Source organism: Candidatus Zixiibacteriota bacterium (assembly GCA_018820315.1).
GTDB lineage: Bacteria > Zixibacteria > MSB-5A5 > JAABVY01 > JAHJOQ01 > JAHJOQ01.
The window spans coordinates 1-15,060 of the sequence record JAHJOQ010000050.1 but is presented as its reverse complement, the minus strand read 5'-3'; the positions used below and the strand labels follow the sequence as shown (position 1 = coordinate 15,060).

Genomic DNA, 15,060 nt, shown 5'->3' with positions numbered 1-15,060 from the left:
TCCGTGGGAGATCATTCAGCAAAGAGACAAGAATATCAGTCCCAAAGTCGCAATATTGCCAGCCCTCTTCTTAGATAATATCTTCAAGTCTCAGCTTGTTAAAACTAACGCAAGGGGGTACCTTCATGTTCAGTATCCCTGGCGTGGAGTTGCGTTGGGAGTTGCGTGGCGGGGAGTTGACCCACGGAACAAGAGTAGGATACTGTCTGCAGTATCCTGCGTTCGATTGTCTAAAACGCATACAATATCGAGAAGTGGAAGCGGCCGCCCGGAGGATAACCACCGTGGATCAGACGGTGACCGTAATCGAGGCGTATCGGGCCGACAGGCGAGATATACTGCAACCCTACACCACCCGACACGAGCAGGTTGTCAAGTTTGAAATACTTGAAGTCTTCGTAATTATTGCCAGCATCAATGAATGTCGATCCCCAAAAATTCCAGAAAAGCGGCCTGCGCACTTCCTGATTTGTCTGGATCAGCACACGTCCCCCGGCCGGTTCACCCTCTGCAGTCGCCGGACCGACACTGCTCGAAACATAGCCTCTCAAACTCTTGCCACCGCCAAAATAGAACCTGTCTGTGGTCGGCACATAAGGATCACTCGCAGTCCCGAGAACCCATCCGATCCGATACTGCCAGGCGTAGATATTCGAACCGTAGAAGTTCTGATACCGCGATACATTCCCCTGCAACTTCACGAAACTGTTGTCACCACCAAGAAAGCCACCTACATATTCGGCGTCAAGACGAGCATAGCTCCCCCTTATCGGAAGCAAGAGGTTGTTTCGCGTGTCCCTTTCAAGAAGGAAGAGAACTTTGCGCTGCACACTGATTCCCTCTTCTTTCTTAAGATCATCAAGCTCATCCGCTGGGATGCCGGTGATTTTCACCTGCTCATACTCGATCCCCCCGGAGACAACTGTCGAGCGGGACAGCTCACGGGCAGTGGTCAGACCCAGATCAATCCTCGATATCCGATATCGCTGGGTTTCGCTTCGCACTCCCGGCTCGACGCCAAAAGTGAGATGCAGCGGCATACGGATCTTCAGAAGCCACGGTTCACTGTATTCGAACTCGAATCTCTCTTTCAATATCCGCCAATCTCCGGCGAACACCAGGAAACTGGAAACCAGTCCGAATCGCACCTGCCGACCGCGTCCGGAGATGTTCCTGTTGCCGAATTCCAGCCCAAGATCCCATACAAGATCCTGTTCATCGTCCTCGCCCGCCCCAGTTTTGATCTTCGCGTATCTCGGCTTGCGCTCTCTCACTTTCAACAGGAAATCGGGCCTGACATCGTGAATACTCGATGTGTCCGAGCTTGGAGCGTTCTTGACGGTCAGGTCGACGTAGCTTGCCAAACCGGTTGAATAGACTCTTTGCCGGCTATCAATGATCATCTGACGGCTATAGACGTCTCCCGGCTTAAATACTAGCTCTCGTGTAAATGTACTCGGTTTGGTGAATTCGAGGCTGTCGACGTGGACATCGCCGAATACCGTGAGCGGACCACGCTCGATGAAAAAGGTCACGTCGGCGCTGTCGACCTCGCTGTCAACGGATACTGAATCCCTGACATCGGCGTATGGGTAGCCGCTGTTTGCGTATACTGTCTTGATATCGAATGCAACCTGCTCGATTCTGCGCGGATTGAGAGGATCACCCTGCCTCAGTTGCCTCAACTGATGAGCTACTGCCTCACCAAATGATCCGAGATCGCTGTAAGTTGTCGAGCTCCGAATCAGATACCGCTTTCCCTCAACGACTGTGATCTTCACGATGGCACTGCTGTCCTCGGCGACCACGAACTCCTCTTCGATTTTGGAATCGACAAAGCCGTTTGTCAGATAAAGATACTGCAGTGCTGCCATGTCGTAACGTTTGGAGTCTTTTCTGAGGCGATGCCTCTCGCTTAGTCTGAGCGACTGCCAGAATCCATTTTCCTGCGAGCGCATCAGACTCTTAACCTTGCCGTCGGAGAAATACTCATTTCCGTTCACTTCCACCTTGCTGATCAACGGCTTCTTCCCTAGCCACTTGAGTTGGGGATCACGCTCGGCGCACACGGAGCTGACTCCGGAAATCAGCAAGAAGAGAAATATGCAAGTAAGACAGGATCGCCGAATCATTTGAATTCCCAGTTGAGATTCAGGTTGAGGTGATAGAGATTGTCACGATCGCGCTGCCCCGATATGAAAACCCTGTTGGAAAGCCTGTAGTCGAATCCGAGCTCTTCGGTTCTGCCAAATGTCAACTGGCTCGTTCCGTAGATATACAGACGCGGCGTAGTATAGAATCCAATAGTCAGCTCAGTTTCGAGAGGATTGAGAGTGCGGCCAAACCCGGTCGTGTTGAGCTCGAATGTCTCGACGCCGAGTCGGCGCGAGACCAGCCTCGACACCTGACTGGATGCTATCCCCGCTGCGCCCACCGACAGACGGCCGCCGAGCGACGAGCCGCCCCCCCCGGTAGTGTCTGATGGAGCACTATCGCCAAAGCCGTTGCCGATCGGATTCATGTAAACCCAGACTTCATCGATGGAGAGGTCAGACCCAGGGCAAACATCAATATTCGGATCGTTCAGAGTCCTCGTGAGCTGCATGCAGACGTCCCTCATGCCGGTGGAATCTCTTACTGTAGTGGTCATCTGAATGTCGAGCCGCGGATTGAATGTGGCTATTTCATCGAAGGTAATTGTGCCACCAGACAGCACCGTGAACGACCTACCGAGCTTTGCAAGATAGACTTTTCCTCTGATGGTTTCGAGTGTGCCCAGGAAATTCTCAAGGCTACCCTCCTTAAGGACTATCAGACTCCCTTTCAGTTCGACGTCAGCATCTTCGTTCCTGATCCACATGTTCTGAGGGATATCTATGTGAATATTGTAGTCGATTCCAGACACCGTGTCCGCCGCAGCTAGGGCATCCACCACTATCTCATCGTAAAACGGTTCCTCGTAGAGCATCTGGACCAGATTGACATCACCGGTCACAGCAGGCGGGTCTGAACCTTCGATTGACAAGTCGAGCTTGCCGATGCGGACTTCGATTTCACCGAGATCATACTTAACAGGAAGATTCGTTCCCTGAATCCTGACAGCATAATTCGGTTTCGTAAGATCCGTAAGATCAATCGATCCGGAGGCACTGAATTCTCCGGATGTCTTATTCCGGGCAAGCTTACCTTCCAGCCGATTCACGGTCAGACTGCGGCCGTCAAAAAACCCCCTGAACTGCATGTCAGTAATAGGGTCTTCAATGTAGTAAAGCTTGCACCGCCCTTTGTCCACACGGATAGAGCCATCAAAATACATATCCGCGGGTGTCCCGGATAGGATCGCGTCGACCACAAACGAACCTTCAAGCCACTCAACATCTGAAAAGAACTCATCGACAAGATCGAAGCTTGAACCGGTCACCGAGACTGCCAGGTTCATAGGATACTGATCGAGCAAACGGGAGTCTCTCTGATCGATAGTGAGATCAATCGGAAGATACCCATTCAGCGCATAAGCGGTCACTTCACTCTCGAGAGAGAGGTCTTTCAATGCCAGGCTGCTGTCAGAATATGAGACTTGGCCTGATAGCTCACCGATTACTTCTCCGTCCAGAGTCATATCGTTGACATGCATATTAAATCGAAACATCGGATCAAGAAGACTCCCGTAGACTTTCCCGTTCGCAGAGAGTCTCCCTCCAATCTTATAATCCTCATAGAAGTACGGCAGCCACGTATCAACAGCGACACCTATAATCGAAATGTCCAGGTCTATCGGCTCGTCTTTCAGCAGTCGGGATTCTCGTGCTTGAAAAGTCAGATCTAACGGTACATATCCCTCTATCTCTGTCGTATCGCTCACACCTCTCAGAGTTACACCTCTGAAAGTGAGACTGCTGTCAGCATAAGAAATCAGACCGGAGAGATCGCCGATCTTCTCACCACCGAGGCTCATATCTCCTACAGAGAGGTCGAATTGAAGAATAGGGTCGAGGAGGTTCCCCTTGATGATTCCGTCCCCGGATAGCCTTCCGGCAATCACGTATTCATCATAGAAGTATGGCAGCCACTTGCCCATCAACAAATCATCGTATCCGAGCACCAGATCAAGCGAACCGTCGTACAGATAGTCCCCCCGCACGTTCACGCGATCCGTCCCGCTGGACAGGTCGAGGGCTACTAATTTTATTCCGGCATCCGTGATGCTTGCAATGGCTTCATCTGCGATGCTGACTTTCTCAGAATCAATATCAACTGTGAGCTCATTGAATCTGAGCAGGAGACTGTCATCCGCCATTTCGAGCATTCCCACACCATGGATCTCGGATGGCTCCATGGAGGCGGTTACATTCTCTATAAAGACAATGTCCGGTTCAATCCCAAGGGACGCATATGCCCATTGTCCCTGAAGACCACTGTAATCGAACTCTTCGGAGAATATCTCGACACCTCCAGCAGGTGAGGAGAAGAAATGCTGGACGTCTAACAAGCAGTAGAAGTCTCTCGATGTGAAGTCGTAGATTCTGACAGAATCGGAAGTGAAATCACCCGTTACCGCTGGATCCGCGGTCGGACCACTTAGCATCACATTCGCAGAACCCCTCCCCCCTATGTCCCTAAGGAATATCTGGTTCTTGAACTGATCTATTACCGGCAGATTCGCCTGACCTTCTATGTTCATATCTCCTGAATATTCGATCCTGCCGCCAGCGGATAACGATGTCGATCGATAGAACAAATCGAATGGATATCTGAAAATGATCGAGTCGGATGTCACGCGACAACTCCCGGATAGCGAGTCAAAAGAGTAGGCGTCGAACTTGCCTCGGCCGAGATTCAGATCGAAATCGAGCGTCAACTCATCTCTGGTTAGCGCACATCCATCCAGAACAACCGAACCGGTGAGGCTTGACTCATAAGATCCCTCAACTGCTCCACTTAGACTCAGATTCTCAACCGTGCCAGCGAATTGGTAGCATTCCGGTGAACTCCCAAGATTGAAAGAACCTCTTCCGTTTAGTTTCGCTCCAAAGGCACCGCCGCTAACCGAGCTCACAGTTATCATCTTGTTGACCAAAGTCAGCTCTGTCTTCAGTTCGGCAAATTCCCAGTTCCTGAACAGGCCGTCGATTACTAAGCTGGCTCCCGTGACACCATCGTGACGATCGACATTGCCGACGACTTCGACAGCACCCTCCAGATTCACACCGATAATTCTGGACAGCTCAGGGAAGTTTACATGAGATTTAGTCAGGCTTGCATCGAACCCAAGATCAGATCCCAGTGTCAAGGTCGAAGCCAGGCTTAGCGTGGAACTGTCCGTCACGACCCTGACATCCTCAGCCTCGATAATTGAGTCGACAAGAGTATACGTTCCCGTCAGCTGACGCAGAGTAACATCATACGAGGGAATTCGCATCCAACAGGTGTCGATTTCCGCCTGATATCGGTTCTTATCCTTCGTAAGGCTGAGCAGGACGTTGATCTCATCAATCTCCAGCGAATTGGAGCGATCCGCCAACGCGAATGACGAGTTCATTAGCAGCAATTTTTCGACTGCGAAGTCAATTGCCCCACCCCCTACACTACCCCCATCTCCTGCAAAGTCAGGTATGTCGAGAGAGCCGTCACTACCTTTCCTTGCCGTCACCCTAAGACTGTCGATCAGAAGACGATGCACTATCCATTGGCTGCGCAACAAGTCATATAGATTGTATTCTACGTCGATGTAATTTATCGCAGCGATACGATAGAGTCCTTCACCCGATTCGTATTTGACTTCTATGTCCGACACGTGAAATCCTGAGAAGATCGAGCCGCCGATGTCTCCAAGAGTAATCTGCAATCCGTACTTTTTCTCCAGATTACGTTTAAGAAGCTCGTTAGCTTGGCGCTCAAGGAAGTTTGTCTTGACGATAACCACGAGCGTGACAGCCACAGCCAGCATGAACACGAGCAGAACCCCGATTGGTATCTTAAATCTCTTACGCATCCTTCCCAGCTTTCTGAGAGATACGATTCAGGAGCGCCGATGCACCTCGACACATTCCAGCCTTCGCTGTGCCGTTAAGCAAATCGATCATTTCCTCCAACATTCTCCAGCTGGCTCCGACGTGGATTGCCCCGATCATGTGTGAGTGGAGTTGTACAATATCTCCGGTCACCACAAGTGCAGAACAGGTACAGAGTTCCCGTAGAGCCGACGGAACTCCATCTCTTGAAAGCACCTTACCATAACCTTCCCAGACCATCCATTGGTCAAGATCGGGGGACAGAGATTTGATTCGGTCACGGAGAGGTTCATAATTCGAACCATAAATCTTGCGACAGAGTCGTTCTCCCCTGTTCTGCCACTTCTCGGATGATTCCGATCCAATCTCATCCGCATCGGGCGGAGTGAATGCCGGATAATGCTCACGAAGCAGTTTCAAGCCCTCGATAGACCGAGGATAACCGAGAAAAAGGTAGCATTGCAATATGATCTCATAGATCCGAAGCGGGGGAATCCTCATCTTTCGAGCATCCCGCAGAAGATCTGAGACGGAACAGTATCTTCCACTGGCAAGGTTGGCAGACACAAGCATCAGTATCCGCCATGATGCTCTGAGGGCTGGCTTCTTCTTTGTCTCTATCCCCATAACTCCCAGACACGCAATCAGATTCTACATTCCCACAATCGCCAAGGTAACCGACGAACCCGTCTAGTGTCAAGCTACAATAATCTCACTGCCACAACGAGCAGCGGCGACTGCCGTCCATCTCCTATCGTTATTATACACGACACCTACACCGACAATTACAAAGCAGTTCAGACTTATTGGCGCTCGCACTTCCGACCTCACGACACGTTCAGTAGCAAGCACCGTGCCCATACCGAAACTAACTAAAGAGAACACTTGACAAATTGAGGCTTTGAGTGTAATTTATAATAGAGTCGGAGCTTTCGCCAGGAATTGGGCTTGGCTGTGTATTCACCTGCGCTTGACTCCGTCGACCACTGGATTGGTCCGATCTGACACTGCAGCGCCCCGCGTACGCTCGTTTGAAGTTGGTTTCTCATCCCGCTCAGGACTCCGGCTACCGAGACATACTGAAGAAAGGAGTGCACTATGGAGGCAAATGCCGCCCAGATGAGACCCGGACGGACATGCAGGAGCAAGTGCATATTAGACACAGATGATCTCCACCGGCTATCTCTAACTGAGAGGAGCAGACTGAAGAAGGTCTCGGAGCATTTCGCGTTTCGCTCGAACGAATACTATCTAGGTCTTGTCGATTGGGACGATCCGAGGGACCCGATCCGCCGATTGATTGTACCCGACATCGGTGAACTGATTACATGGGGACAATTGGATGCATCGGGCGAGACTTCGATCACTGTCAGGAGAGGTGTTCAACACAAGTATGGGAGCACAGTAGTTCTTCTCGTGACGAAAATGTGTGGTGGGTTCTGCAGATATTGTTTCCGAAAACGCCTATTCATTAAGGGTAACAGCGAAATCAACTGCGACATTGACGAGGGAATCGAGTATGCACGCTGCCATCCTGAGGTCAACAATGTGCTGATCACCGGCGGTGATCCGATGGTTCTTTCGACTGCAGCTATTGACAGGATTCTCACAGCTTTGCGTAGTATTGATCACGTGAGAATTATCAGAATTGGCACCAAGATGCCGGCGTTCGATCCATTCAGGTTCATCAATGACAGGCAACTCCTGGAAGTACTCGCGCACCATTCACTTCCGAACAAACGGATCTACCTGATGTGCCACTTCGATCACCCCCGCGAACTCACTCCAGAGGCAATCAGGGCGATAGACTTAATTCAGAAGGCTGGAGTGGTGTGTGTCAATCAGAATCCGATCGTCAGAGGTATTTCCGACAAGCCGGAGGTAATGTCAGAGCTCTGGAATGAGCTCTCTTTCATCGGAGTTCCGCAGTACTATGTCTTTCAGAATAGACCGACGGCCGGGAACAGGCCATACCAGGTGCCAATCGTGGAGGCGTATTTCGCCGTTGAGGAGGCTAAGCGACACTGCTCGGGTCTTGGCAAGCGAGCTAAGTACGTGATGTCGCATGAGACCGGCAAGATTGAGATCATCGCTGTAGACGAGAATCACATATACTTGAAATATCATCGAGCGAAACACCCACGGGACGAGCAGAGGCTTGTAATCTGTCACCGTGATGACGATGCACATTGGTTCGACCAGCTTCAGCCGGTAGGATTGATTCACTGCGCGATCTGAGGCATCACAGACAGTGCAACAGCCTCGAATCGCAGACCTAATCACGTTTGCTTTGTTAGGGGAATAAAGCTGAGATTATGCAATCACCTGGTATCGGTACCAAGCTTATCAAGCTGCTTCTTGAGCAACTCCAGCTCTTTCATCTGACGTGCAACGTCAAGTTGGAGTCTGTCTATACGTTCTGCAAGGTCCCGCCTGTAGTCGACCTCAAGCGAAAGGTCAAAGTCATCGGACGCACCCTGGGCGTCGATACCACCAGTCGCTCTTCCTGACGGGGTGGTAGCAGCCAGAGCATCAACAGATGTGAGTTGGACCGTCAGGCCGATGTTCTTCCCTCCCCTGACGATTCCTAACGACACAACATCTCCCGCCTTACACTCACCGATTAGACTACGAAGTTGATCCGAACTCGTGATTCGGCGCCCGAGGTACCGAGTTAATATATCTCCAATTCTGATACCCGCTTTCCAGGCAGGTGAACTGGCGAGGACATCTGTTATCATTACACCATGAGTTACATTGAATGCCTTGATCATCCAGTCGGGGTCGACATCTTCCGGCTGGATTCCGAGAAAGCCTCCTCCGGTTCGATCACCGGCAATCAGGCGGTCAGCGGTCGCCTTCACGGCTGCTGATGGCACAGCCAGGATCACTCCTGTGGAGGGGAGTTCCATCTCGGCGGAAGAAAAATTGTATACCTTCGCTCCCGTCGGTGTCTGTCGTTCCAGTTTCAGTGAATTCAGCACAACCGGCTCAGTTAACTTGGCTGATACAAGCCCAACCATTTCGCCGTCGACATTTATCACAGGCCCTCCGGAGAATCCTGGGGAAAGATTGGCGGAGACTTGAAGCGGACCATCCTCTCTGTAGCCGATGGCAGTTCCGAGAGTGGCAGCATTCGGTATACCGAATGAATTACCGAGCACAAAAAGGAACGACCCGTGAGCGACGGTCCTAAGTCTATTCAGAGTGAGGGGTGGCAATTGGCCACCGGATATCCTGAGCACGGAAACATCGGCTTGAAGATCAATCCCGACTACGACAGCCTTGAATTTCCTTCCATCACTGCTGAACACTTCAAATCGGCTGCCGCCCTGGACAACGTGACCGGTCGTTACTATATGCCCTTCGGCGTCGTAGACCACACCGGTTCCGATCTGAGTATCAGCAACCTCGGCACCAAACGCAAAGGCACCACGTGCAGAACCCCCTGCATCGGGCGAATTATAAGAGTGAATCGTAACAACCGAAGGATGGACTTCCTGCAGAAGAGTGGTAATCTCCCTTTCAAAGTCCTTCAGAATCGAGGATAGGGCAACAGGACAAGAAATCAGAATAAGCGCGAAGACGAGAATCCACATCTCGACCAGTTTGGACCCAGCGAATCGCATTCACTGTAACCCCACGCTAATAAGCGGCGTTGTTGACCAGCTTACGATTCGTGGAGACGCTTGGCAAGACATAGTGCCTGTTCATACCGCCACGCATACTAACATTCCGAACAAAGGGACGCTGACCGAAGTCTCCGAAGCTCTGCTTCGTCTGCTCTCCGATCCTCTCAAGTTTCGTGCTGCTGCCGGCGAGCACGAGATCGGAAAGAGAATCGAGCATCCTCTGCTCCAACTGCAGCCCTCTCAGGCCGACGCGAGTCGCAGGGGCTTCCTTTCTCGGATCAGATGCTACTCGCGGAGCGGCAACATCTGATGAAGCATACCCCGGATTGCCAGTAGGACCGCCTCGCTCCGTAGTCGTAACAAAACTCGTTGCGACAAGAAGAAGAGCAACAGTCGCGAGAACAGGCGCAGCATACTTGATCCGAAACATCAAACCGGATGGCGCCTTCTTCGGCATGTGGGCGGACTCAGACCGCTCACCTCTCGGGGCATTGTGAATCCGCTCGAACAACTTCATGTTGAAGTCATCCGAGAGTTCAGCTTTCGGCAGGTGCCGGATAGTCTGGCCTATTTGCTCGACGACAATACTCGCTTTCTTGCAAGCTGGGCAATTGTCAAGATGCAGTACCAGTCTCTCTTTCACACTGTGCGAAAGCTCATTCTTAGTATATGCCGAGAGTGAAGACCGAGCCTTTCGACAGTTCATACAACTCCTCCATATTCGGCTTCAACATGTTGCGAAGCATGTTGCGCGCACGGTTCACGCGAGACTTGACAGTCCCGAGTGGAACCGAAAGAATCTGGGCTATTTCTTCATACGAAAGCTGATCCATGTCGCGAAGCACAAAAGCCTGACGATACTTCTGCGGCAGCTTCTTCACGGCTTTGTCCAACACGGCTCTCAACTTAGAACTATTATCGACCTTTTCCTCGGGGGCTTGCAGCCTGTTCGAGAAATCTTCAATGTCAAAAAACTGCACGCGTTTACGTCTTCGAAGTTCATTGCGTGCGAGATTGAGTGCTATGGTATAAATCCACGTCGAGACCGCAAATCTGAAGTCAAACGACATCTTGTGCAGATGTACGCGAAGGAAAGTCTCCTGAAGAATGTCCTCGGCAGCTTCAGATGAATCGAGCATTTTGACCAGGACATTGAAGAGACGATTCTTGTACCGGTTCACGAGTGTATTGAAGGAAACCATATCATCCTTCTGTATTCTCTCCATCAACTGATAATCTGGCAGCTTCTCGCGCTGCAACATGCTGGTTCCTTTCGTCTTTCGTCTCATTTGGTATACACAACCTTTCTACACAGGTTCCACGAATTGCTTTCGTCGGTTTCGTAAATAGCAATTCATGTGCCGCGAACCGCTCAAGTCAGGTCAGCATAATGAGCAGCAGCAATCCTGCCACCATAACCACAAGAGGGCCAATGATATAAAGATAGACCGGCGTTAGCGATTCTTTGAAATACTCTGCGGTCAGAACCAGGCAGAAATGGAGAGGAGACAGCAGAGTGCCCAAAAATCCAGCGGTGTACGCCACCGCCAACATATGAACGTCAATGCCATCGGGCTTGATGAACGGCAGAAGCGCCGGATATGCCAACGAGACGAAAGCCGGGGTCGCCCCCGATATCAGACCGATGATGAAAGGAATGAACATAACCACCCAGATCGGATCGATTCCTGCGGTAGTGATCTCTGCAGCGACCTGCACTGCCGCCCCGCTGTCGATTAGAACTGTCTTGAAAATCATCACCGCGAAAACAAATGAGACATACTCAAATGTCACAGCCCGCTTCAGTCCGATGAGCAGCAAACGTTTCGGGAAACGCCGGATCAAGATGAACGCCAGAAGAGATGCAGTAACAGCTATGTAGAGCCTGATCTCGAAAACGAGGCTTAAGGAAACTGCCAGGAAAATCGGCCAGAGGCTCGCGAACACCGATGCCAGATTCCTGCCGGACCTCACATCGTTTTTGTGAGTTTCCAGTTTGCCCAGCGGCAGCAGCAGAAACAGAATCCCTCCAACTATCATACCGACCGACATTGGCCACTGAGCAGATACGATGGTTGCCGCCTTTACATCAAGAATGGAGGCGGACAGGATTATACCCGGGTATAGAGGCCAAATGTATTCCCAGACGTGCCTGAACCAGTAGTTTATTGCGGCCAGCCGCTTAGGAGCGACCCCCGTATGCACACCAGCCTGATCAACCAGAGGCGCCGATAATAGGGCTCCGCCCGGCATTGGAAGAAGCCCGATCATGGCAGGCAGGATCGCCATCGATGCCCGTTTTGACCGCAGCAGAGACTCCACAGCGCCCGTGAGATTCGATGCCAGCCCGCTCTCTTTGAGAAGCGAGCCAAGAAATGAGACGGACACGAGTATTACCAGGAGTTGGAATGTGTCGAGCGAGATTGCGCCCGCATAAATGGAGCTGCCGATTTGCAGTGGATCCATGCTGAACATGAATCCCGCGATCACGCTGCCGATTGCGATCGCGAGTCCGATCTTCACTCGGACCTTTGTCAGAGCGAGAATTATCCCGAAGAGAAGTACGAGTTTGATGCTTGCCATCTATTTCCCTTGCGCCAAAGGGGCTTAAGATATATCATTCCCCCAGCTTGGAGCAAGATGAATCTCCGAACAGGCAACCCGGGAAGGTATTGCGGTGGAGCTAATCGAAGTCATAAAACAACGTCGGAGCATTAGGGCATTCAGTGAGGATGCAATTGAGCGGGAAAAACTCCTCGAGGTACTTGATGCCGGAAGAATGGCGCCGTCTGCTCGCAATGAGCAGGAATGGAAGTTTGTCGTCGTCCGCAAGACGGAAAAGCGCCTGAAGGTTAGTCACGCATGTATGGAACAGGATTTTGTGAAGGAAGCTCCAGTGATAATAGCCGCATGCGGCACCAAGCCGGACTACGTGATGACTTGCGGTCAGCACGCCTATACCATTGACCTCTCTATTGCATTAACGTACATGATGTTACGAGCAGCGGACCTCGGACTCGGAACCTGCTGGCTCGGCGCATTCAATGAGAAAAAAGTCAAGCAAATCCTCGATATACCTGAGCCTGTGCGCATTGTTGCACTCATGGCTCTCGGATATCCCCGCTTCCAACCTCAGCCCAAGAGTCGCAAGTCGCTCGATGAAATCGTATGCTACGATCGATTCAAGAAGTGATTTTGTGCGAGATGGGTCTCCTCGCCCAATAATTGTGCACTCCCAAGTCAACCTGATTCGCTAGCGATACTTGCCGATTCTCACCGTCAGCATCAACCTATTGTAAATTATGACATTACAGATCCGCAAAGACCCGTGCCCCTTCCCTGACTGATCGGCGGAACTTGGCAGACGAATTGCTATTATAGATACTGTATGGAAACTTGACGTGGAAAGTTTTACATTGACTGTCCCTGGTTGAGCCGGTAGTTTTTTTGGCAACAGAACAAGGACAGGAGGCATGGATGCCAGCAAGAACAAACCTATTGACGCTCTTGGTGCTATTGATGATGTTCTCAACCGCCTTCGCGCAAATCGATTCGGACGACCGGGACGATGTCAGGGGTCAGACATATAACAGTCTGCCACCCCGACAGTTAATCGACTGTCCAACAGCCGGTACTCTGCCTAGAGCAAGTTTCGATGTCCATGTGCGCGATTTCTCTGGTGGAGGACTTCTGACGGCAATCAACATCGGGCTGCACAACAAATTTATGCTCGGTATTTCCTATGGTGGTACCGGTGTGCTCGGACAGTCTAAGCCGACATGGCAGGATCACCCCGAATTCGAGGTGAAGTACCAGATGATCCCGGAAACGTATGCGACCCCGGCGTTCACATTCGGGTTTGCATCGCAGGGTTACGGCCCTTACATCAAAGATTTGGATCGCTATACGTACAAGTCGAGAGGCTTCTACATGGTGATTTCGAAAGCCTATCAGACCTATGAATGGGCGACCGGATTTCACGGCGGCATAAATTACAGCCTCGAACACTCCGGGGATCATGATACGAGCCCTAATTTCTTCGTCGGATTCGACATGAGCGTGAATCACAACGTAGCATTCATGGCCGAGTACGATCTAGGACTGAATGATGACAAGAAGCTTGATGGTGTCGGCGGCAAAGGTCGCGGGTACTTCAATTTCGGTCTTCGCTGGATATTTTACGATAGACTCGAACTCGGAATTGACTTGAAAAACCTGTTTGATAACAGGAGAGATGTTAACCAGATATCGCGCGAGTTGCGCATCAGCTACTATGAGTTTTTCTAGCGGCGGGAGGTGATGAGTGTGAAAGCCAGGTCCCTCGTTCTCTGTTCTGTGTTGATTTTCTTCCTCATCACACTTAACGGCTGCTACACGGTGTTCCGTCGCGGTACGCTCGATGGCAAGCCACCCGCGGGGATAACCGAGCGCGAAGAAGGCTCGTCGAGTGTCGACGTTGCGTTCGAATCGTACGAACAAGAGAGATGGCGGTACTATCTCTCGTGCCCATGGTGGTATCAGTCGATTTGGTTTGAATCGGCAATGTACGGCCATGACGAGGCTGAATGCGATTCAGACATGACTCCCGACTACGTGCCTCCGGCGGTTGCGCCAGTGGGAGATGGCTTCGAGATACCCGGGTACATTCCGGTCCGTCAGTCACAGCCAAATTCGGCTCCGGAAACCAGGATGAAGGACTCCAATTCGGTAGACACCACGGATACTGCCACCAAGAAGGAAGAGCCGGCCAAGAAGCCGGAGCGCCGTGGCGGTGGAGGAGGAAGATAATGAGAGCACTGTATTATTCAGCAATCGTGATCATGCTGCTGATGTTTGCCGCACCATTGAGTGCATTCGCGCAGGATGACGCTGGTCCCGCGATAGTCGAGAATTCATCCGGCAATTTTTTCGGCATCGGAGCGCGTGGGCTCGGTATGGGAGGCGCACAGATTGCTGCCGGTATGGACGGCACCGCAATCGTCTACAATCCTGCCGTGCTGGCTCGCATAAGGAGAATCGAGATACTGGCGGGGCTTTCGCATGAGAAGTACTCGAACGATGAGAACATTTATCCGAACGGTGTCAAGGTAGATCCGACACTGGATGGAGTTTCCAGATCGCATACACGATTGAATACACTGAACATCGCAGTACCCGCACCGACATATCGCGGATCGGCTGTGGTTGGATTCGGGATCAATCGAGTCACATCATTCGATCATGCTTTTCAGCTCGCGCGTATCCTTATCGATGGCGATTCAGGAGGCAGCAGAGACAGAGGGACAGAGCTCGAAACAGGGAGCTTGTATCTCTACTCCGCGGGAGGCGCAATCGACATCTCGCCGCGGGTGTCGCTCAGATTGTCGCTCAATCTCTATAACGGCAAAGACAACTATACGTGGGATTATGACAGCACG

Annotated in this window: 12 protein-coding genes; 5 read left to right on the top strand and 7 right to left on the bottom strand. The window is 51.4% G+C overall.

Features of this window, described 5'->3' with window-relative positions:
* Positions 1 to 230: 230 nt before the first annotated feature.
* Genes KKH67_04335 through KKH67_04325 form a run of 3 tightly spaced genes read right to left on the bottom strand, consistent with a single transcriptional unit; the run spans position 231 to position 6,638 of the window.
* A complete protein-coding gene (locus tag KKH67_04335; protein MBU1318406.1) occupies positions 231 to 2,132 on the bottom strand; it encodes a BamA/TamA family outer membrane protein in 1,902 nt (633 codons plus the stop codon).
* Positions 2,129 to 5,992, bottom strand: a complete 3,864-nt coding sequence (locus tag KKH67_04330) for a translocation/assembly module TamB domain-containing protein (protein MBU1318405.1) — start codon at positions 5,990 to 5,992, stop codon at positions 2,129 to 2,131. Before KKH67_04330 ends, KKH67_04335 begins: the two co-directional genes overlap by 4 nt.
* Positions 5,985 to 6,638: a hypothetical protein gene (locus KKH67_04325; protein MBU1318404.1), complete on the bottom strand. Its 654-nt coding sequence runs from the start codon at positions 6,636 to 6,638 to the stop codon at positions 5,985 to 5,987. The genes KKH67_04330 and KKH67_04325 overlap by 8 nt, the downstream gene beginning before the upstream one ends.
* A 492-nt stretch (positions 6,639 to 7,130) precedes the next feature.
* Between KKH67_04325 and KKH67_04320 the strand changes: the two genes are divergently transcribed.
* On the top strand, positions 7,131 to 8,249 hold the full coding sequence (locus KKH67_04320; protein MBU1318403.1) for a KamA family radical SAM protein: 1,119 nt from the start codon (positions 7,131 to 7,133) through the stop codon (positions 8,247 to 8,249).
* A gap of 83 nt (positions 8,250 to 8,332) precedes the next feature.
* Here the strand turns inward: KKH67_04320 and KKH67_04315 are convergent, their stop codons facing one another.
* The 4 genes from KKH67_04315 to KKH67_04300 all read right to left on the bottom strand — a co-directional run bounded on the left by KKH67_04315 (position 8,333) and on the right by KKH67_04300 (position 12,226).
* Entirely contained in the window at positions 8,333 to 9,640 is a 1,308-nt protein-coding gene (locus KKH67_04315) for a S1C family serine protease (GenBank protein ID MBU1318402.1), read from the bottom strand.
* A gap of 16 nt (positions 9,641 to 9,656) precedes the next feature.
* Positions 9,657 to 10,349, bottom strand: a complete 693-nt coding sequence (locus KKH67_04310) for a zf-HC2 domain-containing protein (GenBank protein MBU1318401.1) — start codon at positions 10,347 to 10,349, stop codon at positions 9,657 to 9,659.
* A complete protein-coding gene (locus tag KKH67_04305; protein MBU1318400.1) occupies positions 10,306 to 10,932 on the bottom strand; it encodes a sigma-70 family RNA polymerase sigma factor in 627 nt (208 codons plus the stop codon). The genes KKH67_04310 and KKH67_04305 overlap by 44 nt, the downstream gene beginning before the upstream one ends.
* A gap of 88 nt (positions 10,933 to 11,020) precedes the next feature.
* Complete coding sequence (locus KKH67_04300) at positions 11,021 to 12,226, bottom strand: DUF401 family protein (GenBank protein MBU1318399.1); 1,206 nt, start codon at positions 12,224 to 12,226, stop codon at positions 11,021 to 11,023.
* A 94-nt stretch (positions 12,227 to 12,320) separates the two neighbouring features.
* Between KKH67_04300 and KKH67_04295 the strand changes: the two genes are divergently transcribed.
* From KKH67_04295 to KKH67_04280, 4 genes are all read left to right on the top strand, one after another.
* Positions 12,321 to 12,836: a nitroreductase family protein gene (locus KKH67_04295; GenBank protein ID MBU1318398.1), complete on the top strand. Its 516-nt coding sequence runs from the start codon at positions 12,321 to 12,323 to the stop codon at positions 12,834 to 12,836.
* A gap of 284 nt (positions 12,837 to 13,120) precedes the next feature.
* A complete protein-coding gene (locus tag KKH67_04290) occupies positions 13,121 to 13,930 on the top strand; it encodes a hypothetical protein (GenBank protein MBU1318397.1) in 810 nt (269 codons plus the stop codon).
* An 18-nt stretch (positions 13,931 to 13,948) separates the two neighbouring features.
* Positions 13,949 to 14,431: a hypothetical protein gene (locus KKH67_04285; protein ID MBU1318396.1), complete on the top strand. Its 483-nt coding sequence runs from the start codon at positions 13,949 to 13,951 to the stop codon at positions 14,429 to 14,431.
* Positions 14,431 to 15,060: hypothetical protein (locus tag KKH67_04280; GenBank protein ID MBU1318395.1), on the top strand; the 630-nt coding region annotated here is incomplete at its 3' end. The genes KKH67_04285 and KKH67_04280, both read left to right, overlap by 1 nt.